Consider the following 21,186-nt stretch of genomic DNA (forward strand, 5'->3'; position numbering starts at 1 on the left):
AGCCCCCTGCTTACTTCTTCGGATACTTGATCGTCATTTCCTTGAGCAGGTTATCCGCCCCATCGACTTCCTTCATCAGCCACAGCATGTAGCGGATGTCGACGTGGATCGCGCGCGTGATCTCGCTGTCGAAATACCAGTCCTTGGTGATCGATTCATAGGTCGAATCGAAATTCAGGCCCACCAGTTCGCCGCGCTTGTTCATGACGGCCGAACCCGAGTTGCCGCCCGTCGTATCGGCGCTCGACAGGAAGTTCACCGGCACCGTGCCCAGTGCCGCATCCTTGAACACGCCGTAGCGCTTCTGCTTGATGGCCTCCAGCAGCGGCGCCGGGACGATGAACGGATCCTTGCTGGTCGCTTTCTCGACAATGCCTTCCACGGTCGTGAACGGGCCCTTCACCAGGCCGTCGCGCGGCGAGTATGGCGCCACGGTGCCGTAGGTCACGCGCAGCGTCGAGTTGGCGTCCGGGTAGACCGGCTTGCCCTGCGACTTCTTCCATGCGATCACGGCGCTCATGTACTGCGGGATCACGCGCTCCAGGTTGCCGTCGATCTCGCTGCGGCGGTTTTCCAGGACCATGCCGGTATCGTGCAGGCGCACGGCCAGCTGGATGAACGGGTCGTTCGATTTGCGGAAGGCCTCCGGATCCTTGCCGATCCAGGCCAGGCGCTTGGCGGTGTCGCCCAGCTCGCTCGACTTGACCATGGCATTGAGCGCAGCGGGCGCCGGCAGCAGCGCGTCCAGGCCCTGCGGGCGCACTTTCGCATCCAGGCGTGCGTAACGCGCCAGTGCCGCGCCGTAGCGGGCTTCGTCCACGCTCGGCACGAAGGACTGTTCCAGGCGGGTCAGGCGCGCCTTGATGAAGGACAGGTCGCGCTCCTGGTAGCCGGTCTCACGCTGGGCGTCCGGCTTCTGGCGCTCCAGCGCCAGGCGGTACAGGGTGCGCGCGCTTCTCAAGAGGTCGCTGTGGGTGGCTTCCAGCCATGCCGCTTCCTGGCGCGACTGCGCCATGTCCTGGGCGATCACGGTGTCCAGCTCGGCCAGCAGGTTCTTCGGCCCATTGGCGCCATGCTGCTTGTGCCAGGCGCGGAACTCGGCGTCCTGCACGTCCTTGATCGCAGCGATGTCCTTGCGCGCGAAGCCGTCAAGCAGGCCCTGGGTTTTCTTAAGCACGTTGTTCAGGCTCTTGGCGACGCTGGCGTAGCGCACGTCCCAGGCCGGGTTGCCCATGGTGGCCGCGGAGATCACGGACAGGTCGGCGGTGATGCTGTCCACCTTGGCCGGGAAATCGACGTCGCGCGCGAAGCGGATTTCCGACGGCAGCTTGTAGCGGCTGGTGCGGCCCGGGTAGCCGGCCAGCAGGATCGGGTCGCCGTTCTTCAGGCCTTCGGCGGATACCACCAGGAAGTCCTTCGACTTGTAGGGCACGTTGTTCGGCGACGGGTCGGCCGGGCGGCCGTCCGGGCCGACATAGGCGCGCAGGAAGGAATAGTCACCGGTCTGGCGCGGCCACTCGTAGTTGTCGATGTCGCCGCCGAAGTTGCCGATGCGGTCCGACGGCGCATACACCAGGCGCACGTCGCGGATCATCAGCTGCTTGATGCGGTAGTACTCGAGACCGCGGTGGAAGGCCGGCACCGAGCAGCGGACCGATTTGTCGGTCTCGCATTCGGCGACCAGGGCCTTGATGCGCGACTCCACCAGTTCGTGGCGCTCGCGCCCCGACATGGACGGGCTCAATCCCTTGAGCACGCGCTCGGTGACGTTTTCCAGCTTCTCGGTCACGTAGACCAGGGTGTTCGGGCCGCCCGGCAGTTCCTCGGCGCGGGTCTTGGCCAGGAAGCCGTTGATGATGTAGTTCTTTTCCGGGGTCGAGTTGCGCTGGATGGCGCCGTAGGCGCAGTGGTGGTTGGTGACCACCAGGCCGTTGGGCGACACGAACGACGCCGAGCAACCGCCCAGCGACACCATGGCGCTCATCGGGTGGCGGGTCAGGTCGGCCAGTTTCTCGGCCGGCATGGTGATGCCGATGCGCTTGAGTTCGGATTTGAGTTGCGGCAGCTGGTGCGGTTGCCACTGGCCTTCATCGGCGACGGCGGTGGTCGCGACGCCCAGGAGGACGACAGGCAGGACGATGGATTTGAACAAAGTTTGACCCCAGGTGAATAAAAAAAAGCAGCCCGGAGTATAGCTTTCTTACATATGCATGGGGTCGTTTTTTGGCGTATTGACGGGCTCGCGCGCCGCACCTGACGGTACCCAGTTGCTGATTCGTTCATGCTGGGCGCGGTACTGCGCACCGATGCAGGCGGCCTGGCCGGCAGGCTGCCCGCAGCGTGCATCGCGCTCCCTGAGCCAGCGCCGCTGCAGCGCCAGCAGCTCGGCGCGGGCGTCCAGCGTGGCATGCCCGTGCCGCACCTCCCTCACCAAGCGGGCCAGTTCCAGGTCATGCCGCGACAGCGCAGCGTCGGCGCAGATGGCCTGCTCCACCGACGTCGCGGCCTTGCCGCAGTCAAAGGACGGGCCACCGCGCGGCGCTTGAAAATACGAGCGCGGGACGAAGGGCGCTGGCGGCAGCGGGGTCGGCCGGCCGCTGCGTGAAACGAACGAGACCGTTTCCGGCCTGAGGCCATATTCGCCCAGCCAGGCGACCAGGGCCTGCTGCGCCGGCGCTGGAATACGCTGGGCATCGACGGCGTTGGAGCCGAGCCGCAGCACGCTGCCGGCTTCGGCGAAGTAGGCGCCCAGGCCGGCGCCAGTGCGGCTGTCGATCCAGAAGAAACCCTTGTCGGGACAGTAATGGTGGACGCAGGCGGAGGCCGCCATATAGCGGCCGGCCTCGACGAGCACCGGGCCCGGGGGGGCGCCCAGCCCGGCCAGGACATCGCGCGCCAGCGCGGCGGGCACGCGTGACTGGACCAGGGCTCGCGCGCGCTTGTCCCAGATGAAGCTGTTGGTGGATTTTCCTGCATACGCCAGCACCCACGCGCTCGGGTGTGACGCGGGCGCGGCGCCGGCGGCCGCACTGGCCGCAAGTAGCGCCAGCGCGAGGATCTGCTTCACGTCAGTCATGGCGATTCGGGAGCCGTTGTCGGTCCCCGATCATACCCAGCCGCGCAGCAGCTGGCCACACTGCAGGCCGATACTTACTTCTGCTTGCGGCGGCGCGCAGCGGCGAAACCGAGGACGCCCTGGCCGAACAGCGCCAGGCTGGCCGGCTCGGGAACATCGGCAGCCGCAAGTTCAAAATTGAAGTTGGTCGGGGTCTGGCCGGCAAAACCGAAACGGACGTTGTCGACGTTACCCTGGAACGAATTGGACCAGCCCGAGCCGATGCCGAATTCGATGCCGAGGATGGCCGATCCGGCGCCCAGCTTGTCGGCATTGGCCGGGGAGGAGCCGTTCATCCATTCCGTCAGGTCGATGTTGTAGTCCTCGATGGTGACGCCGGCAAACTTCTGTCCCGTTGGCGAAGTCCATGGCGACTGGCGCTGCCAGAAGTCGCCTTGCAGGATGTCGCTGGAAACCCAGGTGTTTTCCGGCGCCGCGGTTGGCGCGCCGGTACCGATGTAGGCGTGCTCCCAGATCAGGTAGCCGAGGTCGTCCGTGGTGCTCGCCAGGCCGTCGCGGTCGTACCGCAAGCGCATGGCCGGCGCCAGGTGCGCAGTGGTGTCGCTGCTGGTAGCGCGGAACCAGTCGAAGCCCAGGGTGTTCAGGTTGCCCAGGGTGCGGCCCGGGACGTAGCCCCAGGTGAAGACATAATCGGCCTTGCTGCTGTTGCCGCCGCTCAGGGCCATCTCGACCGAGCCGTTGCCGTTGCGCGCTTGCGAGCCGTTGATTTCCGCCACCGTGCCGGTGCCGGCCACATTGGCGCGGTACCAGGTGTTCAGCGCCGGGACGCTGGCGACCTCGGTCACCTTGACATTGGCGGGAATGACGGCGGCTTGGGCGATGCCGGTGGCGCCAAAGGCGGCCAGGATCAGGGCAGAGCGGAGCAGGTTTGGCATGCTAAAGATCTTTCGTGTAATTGACACGAAAGTATAAGCAATTTCGATGCCAGCAAGAAATCTAAATTTCTTTTGGATAATAATCAATGACTTGCATAAAGAGGTCGATAATATCCTTTCCGAAGTGTAAGATTTTTCGACAGAAATTATCCTGCGTGCCAGCCTCCGCCCAGCGCCTGGATCAGCGCCACCGCCGCCGACTGGCGATCGGCCTGCACCTGCACCAGCGAGCGCCGCGCGTTCAGGGCCGTGGCCTGTGCCTGCACCACTTCCGAATAGCTCACCTGCCCTGCCCGATAACGGTTCATGATCTGCTGCTCCACCTTGTCGGCCGACTCTGAGGCAATGCGGCGCAGGTCCTGCTGCTGCTCCAGCACCCGCACCGCGGTGAGCTGGTCTTCCACGTCGGCGAACGCCGTCAGCACGGTCTGGCGGTAGCGCGCCACCGCCGCCTGGTGGCGCGCCTCGGCGCCGGCCACGCTGGCGCGGGTCGCTCCGGCATTGAAGATCGACTGCGCCGCCGACAGCCCGAACGACCAGGCCGCATTCGAGGCCGAGAACAGGTCGCCCACCCGGCTGCCGCCCGTGCCCAGCGAGCCGCTCAGGCCAATGTTGGGGAAGTAGGCGGCGCGGGCGATGCCGATCTCCGCATTCGCCGCCGCCACGTCGCGCTCCGCTGCGGCGATGTCGGGACGGCGCTGCAGCAGCGTGGCCGGCACGCCCACCGGAATCGCCGGCACGCTCACGCGCCATTCCGGCAGCGCCGCCAAGGTAAACTCGGCCGGGGCCTTGCCGACCAGGATGGCGATGGCGTGCTCGAACTGGGCGCGCTGGCGGCGCAGCGACAGTTCGTCGTTGCGGGCGTTGGCGAGCTGGGTCTCTGCCTGCAGCACGTCGGTGCGCGCCACGATGCCGACATTGAAGCGGTTCTGGGTGATCTGCAGTTCGCGCTCGTAGCCGGTGATGGTGCGGGCCAGCAGCGCGCGCTGGGCGTCGAGGGCGCGCACGGTGAAGTAGTTGGCGGCCAGCTCGCCCTGGGCCGACAGGCGGGCGCTGGCCAGGTCGGCGGCGGTGGCGTCCGCGCCCGCCTGGGCGCTGGTGACGCCGGCGCGCAGGCGTCCCCACACGTCGGGTTCCCAGCTGCCGCCCAGGTTCAGGCGGTAGGCACTGTCGGCGCCCTGCCCGCGCACCCCGCTGCGGTCCCCGGACAGGCCAAGGCTCACGCTCGGGAACAGCGCGGCGCGCTGCTGCGCCACCTGGGCCCGCGCCTGCGCATAGTTGGCCACCGCCACCGCCACGTTCTGGTTCGAGACCTCAACGCTGGCCGCCAGCTCGTCGAGCAGCGGATCGTTGAACAGCTGCCACCACGGCCCGCGTTCGAGCGCATCGGCGGGCGCCGCCGGCACCCAGCCTTCGGCTTCCTTCCAGGCCACCGGCTCGGGCGTCGTGGGCCGCTGGTAGGCGGGACCGACGGCGCAGCCGGCAAGCAGGCTGGCTGCCAGGGCAAGGACGTGCAGGCGGAAGATGGAGTGGATTCGCATGGGCTTCATGGTTTAACGGGAGTCGGGTCGTCCAGGTCGGCGTGGCGGGTCAGCGCGCGCTCGTCCTGCTTCTTGCTGCGCAGCTTGTCGAGCAGGACGTAGACGACCGGGGTGGTAAGCAGGGTCAGGACCTGGCTGGCGATCAGGCCGCCGATGATGGCGATGCCGAGCGGGCGGCGCAGCTCCGAGCCTTCGCCGAAGCCGATCGCCAGCGGCAGTGCGCCCAGCGCCGCGGCCAGGGTCGTCATCAGGATCGGGCGGAAGCGCAGCAGGCAGGCTTCGCGCACCGCCTCCATCGCGCTCAGGCCGCGCGCCCGTTCCGATTCGAGCGCGAAGTCGATGATCAGGATCGCGTTCTTCTTCACGATGCCGATCAGGAGGAAGACCCCGATCAGCGCGATGATCGAGAACTCCATCTTGAACAGCAGCAGCGCCAGTACGGCGCCGACGCCGGCCGAGGGCAGCGTGGACAGCACCGTCACCGGGTGCACCAGGCTTTCGTACAGGATGCCCAGCACGATGTAGATCACGACGATGGCCGCCAGGATCAGCATCGGCTGCTCCTTGTTCGATTCCTCGGCCGCGCGCGCCGTGCCCTGGAAGCTGCCGCGCACATTGTTCGGCATGCCGATGTCGGCTTCGGCCTGCTTCACGGCCAGCTTGCCATCCTCCAGGTTGACGCCGTCGGGCAGGTTGAACGAAACGGTCGTCGCCAGCTCGCCGTCCTGGTGGCTGACCGAGCTGGGCGTGGAGCTCTCGGCGAAGCTGGCAATCGCCATCAGCGGCACCATGGTGGTGCCGGTGCTCGACAAGGCCTGGCCGCTGGAGGGGTCGCGCGCGGCCGTCAGGTTGCCAGGCGTGGCCGGCGTAGCGGTGGTGGCAGTGCCAGTGCCCGACGTCGTGGGACGCGCCGGCACGTAGACGTCGCGCAGGGCTTCCGGCGACTGGGCGTAGCGCTGCGCCACGCCCATGATCACGTGGTACTGGTTCAGCTCATCGTAGATGTTGGCTACCTGGCGCTGGCCGAAGTTGTTGTACAGCGCATTGTTGATGTCGCGCGTATTGATTCCCAGGCGCGAGGCGGTGTCCTTGTCGACGGTGACGAAGGTCTCGACACCGTTCTCGGCCTGGTCGGTGTCGACGTCCACCAGCGCCGGCTGGCGCTTCATGGCTTCGGCCAGGCGCGTGGCCCACAGTTTCAGGTCGGCGGCGTTGTCGCTCTTCAGGGTGTACTGGTAGGTCGAATTGCTGGAGCGCCCGCCCATGCGCAGGTCCTGCACCGGGTTCAGGAAGATCGACACGCCGGTGACGCGCGCCAGCTTGGGCCGCAGGCGCGCGATGACGGCCTGGCCGGTGTCCCCGTCCGCGCGCTCGCGCACCGGTTTGAGGTTGATGAACATGAAGCCGCCGCCGGCGCGCCCGCCGCCGGTGAATGCCACTACCGTGTCCACCGCCGGGTCGCGCTTGATGATGCCCACCAGCTGGCGCAGCTTGCCCTGCATGGCCTGGAAGGAGATGCTCTGGTCGGCGCGCAGGCCGCCATTGAGCTGGCCGGTGTCCTGCTGGGGGAAAAAGCCCTTGGGCGCGGCCGAGAACAGGTAGACGTTCAGGCCCACCACGAAGGCCAGGATGATCATGACGAGCAGCTTGCTGTCGAGCGCCCAGTCGAGCGAGTGCTCATACCCGCGCAGCACGCGGGCAAAGCCGTTCTCGGACCAGCGCGCCATGCGCCCCGGCTTGCGCTCCTTGTTCTCCTTTTTCAGCAGCCAGGCGCACATCATCGGCGTGGTGGTGAGCGAAATCACCAGCGAGATCAGCACCGCCGCCGACAGCGTGACGGCGAACTCGCGGAACAGCCGCCCTACCTGCCCGCCCATGAACAGCAGCGGAATGAACACCGCCACCAGCGACAGCGAGATCGACAGGACAGTAAAACCCACTTCGCGCGCGCCCAGCAGCGCCGCCTTCATGCGGTCCATGCCCGATTCCAGGTGGCGCGCGGTATTCTCCAGCACCACGATGGCGTCGTCGACCACGAAGCCGGTGGCCACCGTGAGCGCCATCAGCGACAGGTTGTTCAGGCTGAAGCCCAGCATGTACATGACGCCAAAGGTGCCCAGCAAGGACACGATGGTGGCCACCGCCGGAATGATGGTGGCGCGCACGCTGCGCAGGAACACGCTCACCACCAGCACCACCAGCAAAATCGAGATCACCAGCGTGAATTCGATCTCGTGCAGCGAGGAGCGGATCGAATTGGTGCGGTCCGACGCCACCTGCAGGGTCACGTCGCCCGGCAACTGGGCCTGCAGCGAGGGCAGCAGCGCGCGCACCCCGTCCACGGTCTCGATCACGTTGGCGTCCGGCTGGCGCGTGACCAGCACGATGACGGCCGGCTCGCCGTTGAACAGGCCCAGCGTGTTGATATTCTCGACGCCGTCGATCACGTCCGCCACATCCTGTAGCCGGATCGCGCCGCCGTCGCGCCAGGCCACCACCAGCTCGCGGTAGTCGGAGGCGGTGCGCCCGCCATTGCTCATCGACGGCGCCGAATAGATCTGGAAGCGGTTGCCGCTGCCTTCGATCGCGCCCTTCGGGCGATTGGCGTTGGTGGCCTGGATCGCGGCGCGCACGTCTTCGCTCGAGACGCCATATTTGTTCAGCGCATACGGCAGCAGCTCCACCCGCACGGCCGGCAGCGAGCCGCCGCCGATCTCGACTTCGCCTACCCCCTTCACCTGCGCCAGGCGCTGCTGTACCAGGTTGGAGACCGATTCGTAGATCTGGCCGGGCGAGCGGGTTTTCGACGTGAGCGCCAGGATGATCACCGGCGCGTCCGACGGGTTGGCCTTGCGGTAGGTCGGGTTGCTGCGCAGGGTGGCCGGCAGGTCGGCGCGGGCGGCGTTGATCGCGGCCTGCACTTCGCGCGCGGCCGAGTCGATCTTGCGGTTCAGGTCGAACTGCAGGCTGACCCGGGTCGAGCCGTTGCTGCTGTTCGACGTCATCTCGTTGACACCCGCGATCACGCCCAGGCGCCGTTCCAGCGGCGTCGCCACGCTCGAGGCCATGGTCTCCGGGCTGGCTCCGGGCAGCGAGGCCGACACCGAAATGGTCGGGTAGTCCACCTGCGGCAGCGGCGACACCGGCAGCACGAAAAAGGCGGCGATGCCGGCCAGCGCGATCCCCAGCGTCAGCAGGACGGTGGCGATCGGGCGTTCGACGAAGGGCCGCGACAGATTCATGCGCCGACCCTCTCGGCTTTGTTCGGGGCTTTTCCGGTGCGGCGTTGCGCCAGGCGGTCGAACGCCAGGTAGATCACCGGGGTGGTGAACAGCGTCAGCAACTGGCTGACGATCAGGCCGCCGAAGATCGCCAGGCCCAGCGGCCGGCGCAGTTCGGCGCCCTCGCCCCAGCCCAGCATCAGCGGCACGGCGGCAAACAGCGCGGCGAGCGTCGTCATTAAAATCGGGCGGAAGCGCAGCAGCGCGGCCTGGCGGATCGCGTCCAGCGCGCTCTTGCCCTGGTCGCGCTCGGCCTCGATGGCGAAGTCGATCATCATGATGGCGTTCTTCTTGACGATGCCGATCAGGAGGATGATGCCGATGATGCCGATCACGCCCAGTCCCTGCCCCGTCACCCACAGCGCCAGCAGCGCGCCCACGCCGGCCGAGGGCAGCGTGGACAGGATGGTCAGCGGGTGGATATAGCTCTCGTACAGCACGCCCAGCACGATGTACACGCACACCACCGCGGCCAGGATCAGCCACAGCTGGTTCGACAGCGAAGCCTGGTAGGCGCCCGATGCGCCGAGGAAGGTCATCGCGACCGAGGACGGCATCTTGATGTCTTCGCCGGCCTCGCGGATCGCGTCGACCGCCGTACCCAGCGACACGCCGGCGGCGGTATCGAAGCCGATGGTGGTGGCCGGGTACTGGGCCACGTGGGTGACCTGCAGCGGCGCCTGCGCTTCGCGAACGGTGGCCACCGCCGACAGGGGCGTGGCCTGGCCGGAGCCGGTGCGCAGCTGCAGCCCATCGAGCGAGGCCGGCGACATCGGCCCGTCCTGCTGGGCTTCCAGGATCACGCGGTACTGGTTGGTTTCGGTGAAGATGGTCGATACGATGCGCTGGCCAAAAGCGCTGTACAGCGCGTCGTCGATCGAGGCCGCCGTGATCGACAGGCGCGAGGCGGTGTCGCGGTCGATGTCGATGAAGGCCGCAGCGCCGGTGGCGCCGGCGTCGGTGACGACGTTGCGCAGCTCCTTGCGGGTGCCCATTTGCGCGACCAGCTTCCTCGCCCATTCGTTGACGGTGGCGCTGTCGGCGCCCTCGATCGACAGCCGGTACTGGGTCGGGCCGCTCTCGGCGTCGATGGTCAGGTCCTGCGTCGGCTGCAGGAACATGGTCACGCCGGCCACATTCGCCACGCGGCTGCGCAGGCGCGCCATGACCTCATTCTGGTCTTCGCGGTCCTCGCGCTTCAGGTTGATCAGCATGGTGCCGGTATGGAGCATCGTATTGTTGGCCGCGTCCACGCCCACGTAGGAACTGAGCGACGCAACCGCCGGGTCCTTCAGCACTTCGGCCGCCGCCTGCTGCTGCAGCTTGGCCATATCGGCATACGAGATCGACTGGCGCGCCTGGAGCCTGGCCTGCAGCTGGCCGGTGTCCTGGGTCGGGAACAGGCCTTTCGGGATGATCATCCACAGCAGCACCGTCAGCAGCAGCGTGCCGAGCGCCACCAGCAGGGTCAGGCCCTGGCGCGCCAGCACCCAGCCCAGCGCCACGTCGTAGCGCTGGATCACGCGGTCAAAGAAGGCCTGGGTCTTCTGCGCGAAGCGGCCCGGGCGTTCTTCTTCATGGCTCTTGAGCCAGCGCGCCGACATCATCGGCACCAGGGTCAGGGACACCACCCCCGAGATCAGGATGGTCACGGCCAGCGTCACCGCGAACTCGCGGAACAGGCGGCCGACCACATCGCCCATGAACAGCAGCGGGATCAGCACGGCGATCAGCGAGACGGTCAGCGAAATGATGGTGAAGCCGATCTGCGCCGCGCCCTTTACTGCCGCCGCCATCGGCTGTTCGCCCTCTTCGATATAGCGCGCGATGTTCTCGATCATGACGATCGCGTCGTCCACCACGAAGCCGGTGGCAATCGTCAGCGCCATCAGCGAGAGGTTGTTCAAAGAGTAGCCCATCAGGTACATGATGCCGAAGGTGCCGATCAGGGAGATCGGCACCGCCAGGCTGGCGATGATGGTGGCGCGGATGCTGTGCAGGAAGGCGAAGATCACCAGCACCACCAGCACCACGGCCAGCAGCAGTTCCAGCTGCACGTGTTCCACCGAGGCGCGGATGCCGGCGGTACGGTCGCTCAGCACGTCCATGCGCACCGAGGCCGGCATGCCGGCCTGCAGCTCGGGCAGGCGTTCCTTGATGGCGTCGACGGTGGCGATCACGTTGGCGCCCGGCTGGCGCTGCACGTTGAGGATGATGGCCGGCTTCAGGTTGGCCCAGGCGCCGATGCGCACGTTCTCGGCGCTGTCGACCACGCGCGCCACGTCCTTCAGGCGGATCGGGGCGCCGTTGCGGTAGGAAACGATCAGGTTCTGGTAGTCGGGGACCGTGACCAGCTGGTCGTTGGCGTTGATTGCATACGAGCGCGTGGGGCCGTCGAAATTGCCCTTGGCGCTGTTGGCGTTGGCGCCGGTGATGGCGGTGCGCAGCGTGTCCAGGCCCAGGCCATACGAGGCCAGCGCCTGGGTATCGGCCTGGATCCGCACGGCCGGGCGCTGCCCGCCCGACAGCGACACCAGGCCCACGCCCGAGACCTGGCTGATCTTGAGGGCCAGGCGGGTGTTGACCAGGTTCTGCACTTCGGTGAGCGGCAGCGTGTCGGACGTGATCGCCAGGGTGAGCACCGGCGCGTCGGCCGGGTTGACCTTGGCATACACGGGCGGGGCCGGCAAGTCGGTCGGCAGCAGCGAGCCGCCGGCATTGATGGCGGCCTGCACTTCCTGCTCGGCCACGTCGAGCGTCTGGCCCAGGCCAAATTGCAAGGTCACCACCGACACCCCGGCCGCGCTGGTGGAACTCATGCGCGTGAGGCCCGACATCTGCCCGAACTGGCGTTCCAGCGGCGCCGTGACGGTACGCGCCATCACTTCCGGGCTCGCGCCCGGGTACAGGGTCTGCACCTGGATGGTCGGGAAGTCCACCTGCGGCAGCGCCGACAGCGGCAGGAAGCGATAGCCCACCATCCCCGCCAGCACGATCGCCAGCATGAGCAGGGCCGTGGCAACCGGCCGACGAATAAACGGCGCCGATGGACTCATTCGTCAGCCCCGTCGTACCCGCGCAGGCGGGTACCCAAGTTTGGATGAGCAGCCAGCATCATTGCTGCGCCCCCTGCCGTTGCCGACGCCCCTCGCCCTGCCCTTCGCCGGCTCCACGCTGGCCGCCCGCACCCGCCGGCCGATCGCCCGGCAGGGTCACCTTGGCCCCATCGCGCAGCCGGTCCGCCCCTTCCGTGATCACCTGCTCGCCCACCTTCAACCCGGTGACGATCTGCACCTTGTCCACCGTGGCCTGCCCGCGCGTGACGGGCCGCTGCGCCACGGTCTTGTCGGCCGCATTGAGCACGTACACGAAGTCGCCCTTGGTCCCGTGGCGCAGCGCCGTCACCGGCACCACGATGGCGTTCTCGATGCGGTTCAGCTGCAGGCGCAGGTTGACGAACTGGCTGGGGAACAGCTTGCCGTCGGTATTCGGGAAGCGCGCCTTGGCGCGCACGGTGCCGGTCTGGACGTCCACCTGGTTGTCGAGCGCGATGAAGCTGCCCGCCGCCAGCGTGTCGGTGCGGGTGCGGTCCAGCGCGGTGGCCGGCAGCTTGGCGTTTTGCACGATGCGCCCCTGCAGCGCCGGCACCTGGTCTTGCGGCACCGTGAATTCGACGTCGATCGGCGCCAGCTGGGTGATCACGGCCACGCCGTTGGCGTCGCTGCTGCCCACCAGGTTGCCGATATCGACCGTGCGCAGGCCCACGCGTCCGGAAATCGGCGCCTTCACCTGGGTGTAACCGACATTGAGCTGGGCCACGCCTTCGGAGGCGCGATCGGTCATCACCGTGCCCTCGAGCTGCTTGACCAGGGCGGCCTGGGTGTCGACTTCCTGGCGCGCGATCGAATCCTGGTCGAGCAAGGTGCGGTAGCGCGACAGGGTCAGGCGCGCGCTTTCGAGCTGGGCTTCGTCGCGCTGGCGCTGGCCGCGCGCCTGCAGCAGCGCCATCTGGAACGGACGCGGATCGACCGTGGCCAATACCTGGCCGGCCTTGACCAGCTGGCCTTCGGTGAACTGGATTTTTTGCAGCACGCCCGAGACCTGCGGCCGCACGGTCGCCGTGGCGGCGGCCACCACCGTGCCGAGGGCATCGATATTGACCGGGATATCGACCTGTTCGGCCGTGGCCACGCCCACCGTGGTGGCCGGCCCGCCGCGCCCGCCTCGCCCCCCGCGCCCACCGCCGCCGGGACCGCCGGCCGGGGCGCCGCCCTGGGCTGCCGCCCCCTGCGGGCCGCCGGCCACGCCGCCGGCCGGACGATGGGTCAGGTACCAGGCGAGCGCAGCCAGCCCGATCATCGCCAGCACGGCCACGACGGTACCGATCAGGCGCTTGCGGCGCTTCGCTTCGGGCGAGGGCAGCGGCGGGCTGGTGAGGGCGGACTTCGGGGGAGTGTGCAAATCCATGCTCATCTTGTGCTTTCGGCCAGAATGTTATTCAGTCAACTGAGTCCCGAAAAGGGTAGCACGGCGGTCCGACTTCATATGTTTCATAACGTACATTGCGCGCACCCCGCTGTTACATAGCCGGTTCAGTCTTTACACCGATTGACACCGATGCCCGCCATTGGCGGAAGTAAACGGAAAACGGGTGCGGAATCGCTCCCGCACCCGTCTTTTGCCTGTCGCAGCCAGTTACAAACCGGCTACAAATCTCAGGGCGTACCGCACATGCAGTGGGTCACGGCGGCAAAAGGACGGCGGCCGTCGGCCACGTCCTTCAGCCAGGCCATGTCTTCGGCCACCTGGGCCATCGGACCGGCCGGCAGGGCCGCTTCCATCAGGCCCAGTTTCACCTGGATGTTGATGGCCTGGGCGGTCGATGCACCCATCATGTTCAGGAAGCGCTCGACGCGGCTGACCGGGCGCTCGATGTAGGCCACGCGGTAGTCCTCGCCCAGCTTGGCGCGCTTGGCGGCCGACTGCAGCGCGTCGCGGTAGTTACCCAGGCGATCGACCAGGCCGCGTTCCTTGGCCTGGGCGCCGGTCCAGACCCGGCCCTGCCCCACTTCGTCGATCTTGGCGACGGTGGTCTTGCGCGCCGCCGCGGCCCGGGTGGTGAACTCGTTGTACACGTGGTTGATGCTGCTCTGGACCAGCGAGCTGAAACGCGGGTCGAGCGGGCGCAGCGGATTGTAGGCGTCGGCCAGCCAGGTGGTGGTATAGCCGCCCGTGTGGATGCCCAGCTTGTCGCTCACCTTCTCGGCGGTCGGCAAGATGGTGAACACGCCGATCGAACCGGTGATGGTGGCCGGGTCGGCAATCACTTCGTCGGACGCCATCGAGATCCAGTAGCCGCCGGACGCCGCCACGCTGCCCATCGACACCACCACCGGCTTGCCGGCGGCGCGGGTGAGTTCCAGCTCGCGCCGGATCAGTTCCGATGCATAGGCGCTGCCGCCGGGCGAATCGACGCGCAGCACGACGGCCTTGATATGTTCGTCCTCGCGCGCCTGGCGGATCAGGTTGGCGGTGGTGGTGCCGCCCACGTTGCCCGGGCCGCTGCTGCCATCGACGATATTGCCGGCGGCGACAATCACGCCCACGGCGTCACCAAAGGGCTTTTGATGCTGGCGCTCGAGGTAGTCGCCGAAGCCGACCTGGCGGAAGGACTTGATCCGCTCGTCGTAGGCGCCGCGCTTGACCAGCATCGCGCGGATCTCGTCGCGGGTCTTGAGGCCGTCGACCAGTTTGGCCTGCTGGGCCACGCGCGCCGCACTGCCGCCGGCCGCTTCCATTTGCTGCGGCAGGGTCTCGATCCACTTGGCAACGGTGCCGCCGGCAAGCTTGCGGTTCTTCTCGACCTGCCCCGTGTAGTCCTGCCACAGCGCGTTGTACAGGAAGCTGTCGGCTTCCTGCGCGGCTTCGGACGGCCCGTTGGCGATATACGGCTCGGCGAAGCTTTTGTAGGTCCCGACCTTGATCAGGTTGACGGTCACGCCCAGCTTGTCGAGCGCGTCGCGGTAGTAGTTGCGGCGCCCGCCGAAGCCTTCGATCAGCACCATGCCCATCGGGTGCACGTAGACTTCGTCGGCGTGCGAGGCCAGCAGGTAGCGCTTCTGGTCGTACATGCCGCCCCAGGCCACCACCTTCTTGCCGGACGCCTTGACGCGGTCGATGCCGGCGCCGATCTCGCGCAGCATGGCCAGGCCGCCGCCGTCGAGCTGGTCGAGCATCAGCACGACCGTGTCGATGTTCTTGTCCTTGGCCGCCGCATCGAGCACGGTCAGCACGTCGCGCAGGCGCACGCTGCGCTTGCTGTCGCCGCCGACGCTGTCGAGCAGCGTATCCTGGAAGCTCGACTGGTACTGCTCGACCAGGTCGCCCTTGAGCTCGAGCACCAGGGCGCTCTTGTCGCCGATCGGCTTGACGCCGCCGGAGGTCATGACCATCACGACCAGGATCACGAACAGCAGGAACAGCAGGTTCATGAAGGTGCGGCGGCTGACGTCGACCGCGGTCCACAGCATGCCGAAGGCGCGGCGCAGCGCACTCAGGGGTTTGAAAGCCATCGAGACTCCGTTAATAGTGAAATTGGTTGCTCAGGCGGGGACGGCGGCAGCGCCGGCCTTTTCCTTGTGCGAAATCGCAAACAGGCCAGCGTACACGAGTATGCCATTTACCATGAGCAATTCCAGCCCGAGACGGTAAGAACCGAGCAGGTGTTCCTGATTGTACTCAAGGAGGGCGCAAAGAATCGGTGCGCCGATCGTAACGAACGGTACCAGGCGGTCGGTCAGGCTGCGGCGGGTCAGCATGCCGAAGGCGAACAGGCCCAGCAGAGGACCGTAGGTATACGCCGCCAGCTTGAGGATGACCACGATCATGCTCGGGCTGTCGGCCATCTTGAAGCCCATCACCAGGACCAGGAACAGCGCCGCGAAGCCCAGGTGCACGCGGCGGCGCAGGCTTTCCTTGCCCGCCTCGCTCAGGTCGGTGCGGCGCTTGATGCCCAGGATATCGATGCAGAACGAGGAGGTCAGCGCCGTGATGGCGCCGTCCGCGCTTGGGAACAGCGCCGAGATCAGGGCCACCAGGAAAATGATTTGCACCGTGGCCGGCAAATGGCCCATGACCACGGCCGGGAAGATCTTGTCGCCGGTCGCGGTTACGCCGGCCACCGGGGCGTACAGATACAGCAGGCCACCCAGGAACAGGAAGCTCATCAACACCACCACCAGCACGGCGGTGAGCGTGAGCAGGTTCTTCTGCGAATCCTTCAGGGTCTTGACCGAGATGGTCTTCTGCATCATCTCCTGGTCCATGCCGGTCATGGTCAGCACGATGAAGATGCCGGCCAGGATCTGCTTGAGGAAGAAGTTGGGGCTGTCGAAATCGGTCGTGAAGATGGTTGATAAGCCCTGCGACTGCATCGCGTCCAGGCTTTGCGGCACCGACATGCCCAGTTCGCCGAGCAGGAACCAGACGCAGGCGAACAGGCCGAACAGCATGCAGGTGGTCTGCAGGGTGTCGGTCCAGACGATGGTTTTCACGCCGCCCTGGTAGGTGTACATCAGGATCATGCCCAGGATGACGAGGGTGGTGATCCAGAACGGGATGCCCAGGCTGTCCAGAATGATCGCCTGCAGGATGTTGACCACCAAATACAGCCGCGCGGTCGCGCCCAGCAGGCGCGAAATGATGAAGAAGCCCGCCCCGCTCTGGTAGGAGCGGCGCCCGAGGCGCACGTCGAGGTAGTGATAGATCGAGGTGAGCTGGAGCCGGTAGTACAGCGGCAGCAGGATATAGGCCACGGCGATATAGCCGAACACATAGCCGATCAGGATCTGGGCGTAGCCGAAGGCGTCGGCGCCGACCGCGCCCGGCACGCTGACGAAGGTCGCGCCGGATAGTGTGGTGCCGACCATGCCGAAGGCCACCAGCATCCAGTTGCTGCTCTTGTTACCGATGAAGAAGCTGTCGTTGTCGGCATTGCGCGAGGTGGCCCAGGCGACGCCGAGCAAAAGGGCGAAATAGCCGATGAGGATTGCGAAGAGTAATACCGGGGACATGGAATTCCAGTGCGTTGTCGTTTCGCCCAGCAATATACACCTAAGCGTTGCGACCGGGAACGCCGTGAAACTGTTCTAACCATATCTGCGGGTTATGGATTTAGGCTTCCTCGCCCTTCACCCGCTCGAACGGCCCGATGCACGCATTCATGGTTTCATCGGCGCACATCAGGAAAATCGCCCCCGACGGGTGAAAACGAATGAAATTGATGGCCTTGGTGCCGACCTTCATGATCGCCCCGGAACAATCCTTCTTGCCGTTGTCCTTCACGATACGGTCTTCCAGCCGGTAATAGCCCTTGGCGCTGGGTTTGTCGGGGATGCGGTATTCGCTTTCGGAGACTTCTTCGGCGCTCGTCACCAGGGTGGTCCCGTCGCCGCGGAAGCGGTAGGTTTCCGAGCAACTGAGGTCGGGCAGGCTCAGTTTCCAGATACCGAGGATGGGATGGTCGGCCGGCGGGGCAGCCTGCGCGAGGTGGATGACTGACAGCAGGAACAGTCCGGCAAGGGGTCGCATGGCAGCTTCCTTCGCACGTCGCTCACGCCGGGCGGGCGCACCGGCAGGTCCGCCAGGGGCGGACGATGTCATTATTGCAGCAGCGGCGCGCACGCGGCGCACGCACCGCTGCTGCAATCAGCCGGGCATCACGCCTTCGGCTTGGCCGGGCGGCGACCGCGCGGCGCGGCGCCGCGGGCGGCCGGCTTGCGGGCCGAACCGGCTGGCTTCTTGCGCACCGGCGTGCCTTCGGCGACGTTGCCATCGACGTCGTCGCTGGTATCGTCGTCGTAGTCATCGTCGGCGACCGGCGCGATTGCGGCCACCGGCGCCGGTTCGGCTGGCGCTGGTACAACAACAGCTTCCTCGACGACCGCCGCTTCCTCGGCTGCCGCAGCAGCCTTGCGCGCGGCCGGCTTGCGCGGCGCGCGGCGGCGTTCCTTGGCTGCCGGCGCCGGGGCGTCGGCCACCTCGTCGGCAACGGCCTCGACGACGGGCGCCTCCGGCTCGTCAAGCAGCGGCGCTGTTGGCGCGTCTTCCTGGCTCGCGCCACCCATGTCCAGCGCGGCCGGCATGGCCTCGCCACGGCCGGCGCCCTTGTTGCGGCCGCCACGGCTGCGGCGGCGCGTGTCCGGCTTGTCTTCGGTCGCCACGGCGACGTCTGCTTCGGGCGCTGCCGGTTCGGGTTGGAGTTCGATCGGTTCGGGAGCGGCATCGACGGCTGGCGCTGCGACCGCGGCGTCGCCCCGGTAGGAGGCCTTGTTGCGTCCGCCACGGCGGCGGCGCGGATCCGGGCGCGCTTCCGCTGCCTCGGCCTCGTCCGGGCCCTCTTCTTCCTCGTCGGCGCGCGCTTCCGGCACCACCACCAGCTCCGGCGCCGGCATCGCCACCGGAGTATTCACGCTGCTGCGGAATACGTAGGTGCCCGATTTTTCGTCGCGGCCGAATTCGAACAGGCCGCGGGTCTGCGCTTCTTCGAGCAGGTTGCCGAAGGTGCGGAAGCCGTAATAGGTTTCGGAGAAGTCCGGACGGCGGCGCTTGAGGGTGTCCTTCAGCAGCGAAGCCCAGATCTTGCCGGTGTCGCCGCGTTCGGAGATGAGCGCGTCGAAGGTCTCGACGACCATCTCGAGCGCCTGCACCTTGCGCGCTTCCAGTTCTTCCTTGCGCTTGTCGTCGGTCGGGCGCTTGTTGTTCTGTGGGGCGGCCTTGCGTTCGTCGCGCTTGGCGGCGACGCGGCGCACTTCGCGCACCAGGTCGTCATAGAAAATGAATTCGTCGCAATTCGCCACCAAGAGGTCGGAAGTCGACTGCTTGACGCCCACGCCGATCACGCGCTTGGCGTTCTCGCGCAGCTTCGAGACCAGCGGCGAAAAGTCGGAGTCGCCCGAAATGATCACGAAGGTGTCGACGTGCGACTTGGTGTAGCACAGGTCGAGTGCATCGACCACGAGGCGGATGTCGGCCGAATTCTTGCCGGACTGGCGCACATGGGGGATTTCGATCATCTCGAAATTCGCCTCGTGCATCGGGGCCTTGAAGCCCTTGTAGCGATCCCAGTCGCAATATGCCTTCTTGACGACGATGCTGCCCTTGAGCAGCAGGCGCTCGAGCACAGGCTTGATGTCGAATTTTTCGTAGTTGGCGTCGCGTACGCCAAGTGCGACGTTTTCAAAGTCGCAGAACACCGCCATGCTGATGTTGTCGGAAGAAGCCATGAGTTGTTTATTTCTATTAATAAGTGGGCAAGCTGACCGGATTATACGCAACACTTCCGTTCCCGCGCGCCCGCCGCCACGATTCAGTCGTGCGCGCCAGCAACTCCCCTATAATTCCTGCTTCTCCGGACCCTGACCCGCGATCGCACCATGCTCTCACCATCCGTCTTCGAGTCAGCATTCAACAGTTCGCCAATCGGCAAGTACCTGTTGTCGCCGACGCCCGACTCCGTCATCCTCGCGGTCAACGACGCCTTCCTGATAGCGGCGTCGCGCCGGCGCGAGGACCTGCTGGGCGTGAGCCTGTTCGTGGCCTTCCCGTCCGACCCGAACGACCCGGACAGCACCAACGAAGCCGAGCTGCGCGCTTCGCTGGCGCTGGTACGTGAAACAGGCCAGCCCGACACCCTGCCCGTGCAGCGCTACCCGATCCCCATCCGGCACCCGGACGGCAGCACCGGCTTCGAGGAACGGTTCTGGAGCGCCTACAGCGCCCCGGTGTTCGACGCCGACGGCAGCCTGATCTGCATCGCCCATACCACCAAGGACGTTACCGAACAGATCCGCTCGGAGCGGGCCCTGCGCGAAAGCGAGAACCGGTTCCGGGCGCTGACCACGGCCGGCCAGGTGGTGTACCGGATGAATGCCGACTGGACCGAATTGCGCGAGCTGGACGGTCGCGGCTTCCTGAAGGACAGCGCCGGCCCGCATCCATTCTGGCTCCGGGACTATATTCCCGCCGACGAGCAGGAGCGCGTGCATGCGGCCGTGCTGGAAGCGATCAAGGCCGGCGCCGTCTACGAACTGGAGCACCGGGTGCGCCGCCTCGACGGCAGCGACGGCTGGGCGCTGTCGCGCGCGGTGCCGATCTGCGACGCGCATGGCGAGGTGATCGAATGGATCGGCGCCGCCAGCGACATCAGCGAGCGCAAGGCGGCCGAGGAAAAGTTGCGCGAATCCGACCGCCGCAAGGACGAGTTCCTGGCGATGCTGGCGCACGAACTGCGCAACCCGATCGCGCCGATCAGCGCCGCCGCCGAACTGCTGCAGCGCATGAAGCCGGACGAAGCGCTGGTGCGGCGCACCAGCCAGATCATCGCGCGCCAGGTGCGCCACATGACCGGCCTGATCGACGACCTGCTCGACGTCTCGCGCGTCACCCGCGGGCTGGTGGAACTGGAACAGGCGCCGCTCGACCTGCGCGAAGTGCTGCACGACGCCGTCGAGCAGGTCACGCCGCTGGTGCGCGCGCGCGACCACGAGCTGGTGCTGGCGCTGCCGGACCAGCCGATGCTCGTCATGGGCGACCGCAAGCGCCTGGTGCAGGTGGTGGCCAACCTGCTCAACAACGCCGCCAAGTACACGCCGGAAGGCGGCATCCTCACGGCGAGCGCCGGCCTGCGCGATGCCCTGGCCTGCATCGAGGTGCGCGACAACGGCATCGGCATGGCGCCCGAACTCACCCAGCGCGTGTTCGACCTGTTCGCCCAGGCCGAACGCAGCGCCGACCGCGCGATGGGCGGCCTGGGACTGGGGCTGGCGCTGGTCAAGAGCCTGGTCGAGCTGCACGGCGGCACGGTGGCCTGCGACAGCCCGGGCCTGGGCCAGGGCAGCCGCTTCACCGCCTGCCTGCCCTGCCTGGCCGGCGCGACGCAGCCGGCGGCGGCGCCGGGCGACGTGGCGGTGGTGGCCGCGGCGCAGGCAGCGGCCCCGCTGCGGGTGCTGGTGGTCGACGACAACGTTGACGCGGCCATTACGCTGGCCATGCTGCTGGGCGCATCCGGCCACCAGGTCCTGGTCGAGCATGGCGCGCAAGCGGCGCTGGACACCGCGCGCCGCTCGTCGCCTGCGGTCTGCCTGCTCGACGTCGGCCTGCCGGAGATGGACGGCAAGGAACTGGCGCGCCGCCTGCGCGCCGAAGCGGGCACCGCGAACGCGCTGCTGGTGGCGGTCACCGGCTACGGCCAGGAGAGCGACCGCGAGCAGATCCTGGCGGCCGGCTTCGACCACCACCTGGTCAAGCCGGTGGATATGGGGCAGCTCGAAGCCATCCTGGCGGCCGTGGCCTGA

The 21,186-nt window shown here is 67.0% G+C and carries 12 protein-coding genes; 1 reads left to right on the top strand and 11 read right to left on the bottom strand.

From position 1 onward, the window contains the following. Nucleotides 1–10: 10 nt before the first annotated feature. From BM031_RS04985 to BM031_RS05035, 11 genes are all read right to left on the bottom strand, one after another. Entirely contained in the window at nucleotides 11–2,152 is a 2,142-nt protein-coding gene (locus BM031_RS04985; RefSeq protein ID WP_091871925.1) for a S46 family peptidase, read from the bottom strand. Between the two features lie 48 nt (nucleotides 2,153–2,200). Further along, nucleotides 2,201–3,076 carry a lysozyme inhibitor LprI family protein gene (locus tag BM031_RS04990; RefSeq protein ID WP_218147565.1) on the bottom strand — a complete coding sequence of 292 codons (876 nt, stop codon included), beginning with the start codon at nucleotides 3,074–3,076 and terminating at the stop codon, nucleotides 2,201–2,203. A 74-nt stretch (nucleotides 3,077–3,150) separates the two neighbouring features. Next, nucleotides 3,151–4,011, bottom strand: coding sequence for a PEP-CTERM sorting domain-containing protein (locus tag BM031_RS04995; protein ID WP_091871928.1), 861 nt, complete (start codon nucleotides 4,009–4,011; stop codon nucleotides 3,151–3,153). 146 nt (nucleotides 4,012–4,157) lie between these two features. Next, on the bottom strand, nucleotides 4,158–5,561 hold the full coding sequence (locus BM031_RS05000) for an efflux transporter outer membrane subunit (protein ID WP_370660035.1): 1,404 nt from the start codon (nucleotides 5,559–5,561) through the stop codon (nucleotides 4,158–4,160). Next, on the bottom strand, nucleotides 5,558–8,794 hold the full coding sequence (locus BM031_RS05005) for an efflux RND transporter permease subunit (protein WP_091871933.1): 3,237 nt from the start codon (nucleotides 8,792–8,794) through the stop codon (nucleotides 5,558–5,560). The genes BM031_RS05000 and BM031_RS05005 overlap by 4 nt, the downstream gene beginning before the upstream one ends. Next, entirely contained in the window at nucleotides 8,791–11,889 is a 3,099-nt protein-coding gene (locus BM031_RS05010) for an efflux RND transporter permease subunit (protein WP_091871936.1), read from the bottom strand. The genes BM031_RS05005 and BM031_RS05010 overlap by 4 nt, the downstream gene beginning before the upstream one ends. A gap of 58 nt (nucleotides 11,890–11,947) precedes the next feature. After that, a complete protein-coding gene (locus BM031_RS05015; RefSeq protein ID WP_370660036.1) occupies nucleotides 11,948–13,300 on the bottom strand; it encodes an efflux RND transporter periplasmic adaptor subunit in 1,353 nt (450 codons plus the stop codon). Nucleotides 13,301–13,548: 248 nt separating this feature from the next. Then, nucleotides 13,549–15,405 (bottom strand): signal peptide peptidase SppA, encoded by a 1,857-nt coding sequence (gene sppA, locus BM031_RS05020; protein ID WP_091871941.1) that lies wholly within the window; start codon nucleotides 15,403–15,405, stop codon nucleotides 13,549–13,551. A gap of 30 nt (nucleotides 15,406–15,435) precedes the next feature. Next, on the bottom strand, nucleotides 15,436–16,905 hold the full coding sequence (locus tag BM031_RS05025) for a sodium:solute symporter (RefSeq protein ID WP_091871944.1): 1,470 nt from the start codon (nucleotides 16,903–16,905) through the stop codon (nucleotides 15,436–15,438). Between the two features lie 100 nt (nucleotides 16,906–17,005). Further along, nucleotides 17,006–17,422: a hypothetical protein gene (locus tag BM031_RS05030; protein WP_229408588.1), complete on the bottom strand. Its 417-nt coding sequence runs from the start codon at nucleotides 17,420–17,422 to the stop codon at nucleotides 17,006–17,008. 128 nt (nucleotides 17,423–17,550) lie between these two features. After that, nucleotides 17,551–19,116 (bottom strand): NYN domain-containing protein, encoded by a 1,566-nt coding sequence (locus tag BM031_RS05035; RefSeq protein WP_091871948.1) that lies wholly within the window; start codon nucleotides 19,114–19,116, stop codon nucleotides 17,551–17,553. A 150-nt stretch (nucleotides 19,117–19,266) separates the two neighbouring features. Here BM031_RS05035 and BM031_RS05040 point away from each other — a divergent pair, with 150 nt between their 5' ends. Next, nucleotides 19,267–21,186 carry a PAS domain-containing hybrid sensor histidine kinase/response regulator gene (locus BM031_RS05040; RefSeq protein WP_091871950.1) on the top strand — a complete coding sequence of 640 codons (1,920 nt, stop codon included), beginning with the start codon at nucleotides 19,267–19,269 and terminating at the stop codon, nucleotides 21,184–21,186.

This window comes from Massilia yuzhufengensis (assembly GCF_900112225.1).
In the GTDB taxonomy this organism is placed as follows: Bacteria; Pseudomonadota; Gammaproteobacteria; order Burkholderiales; family Burkholderiaceae_D; genus Telluria; species Telluria yuzhufengensis.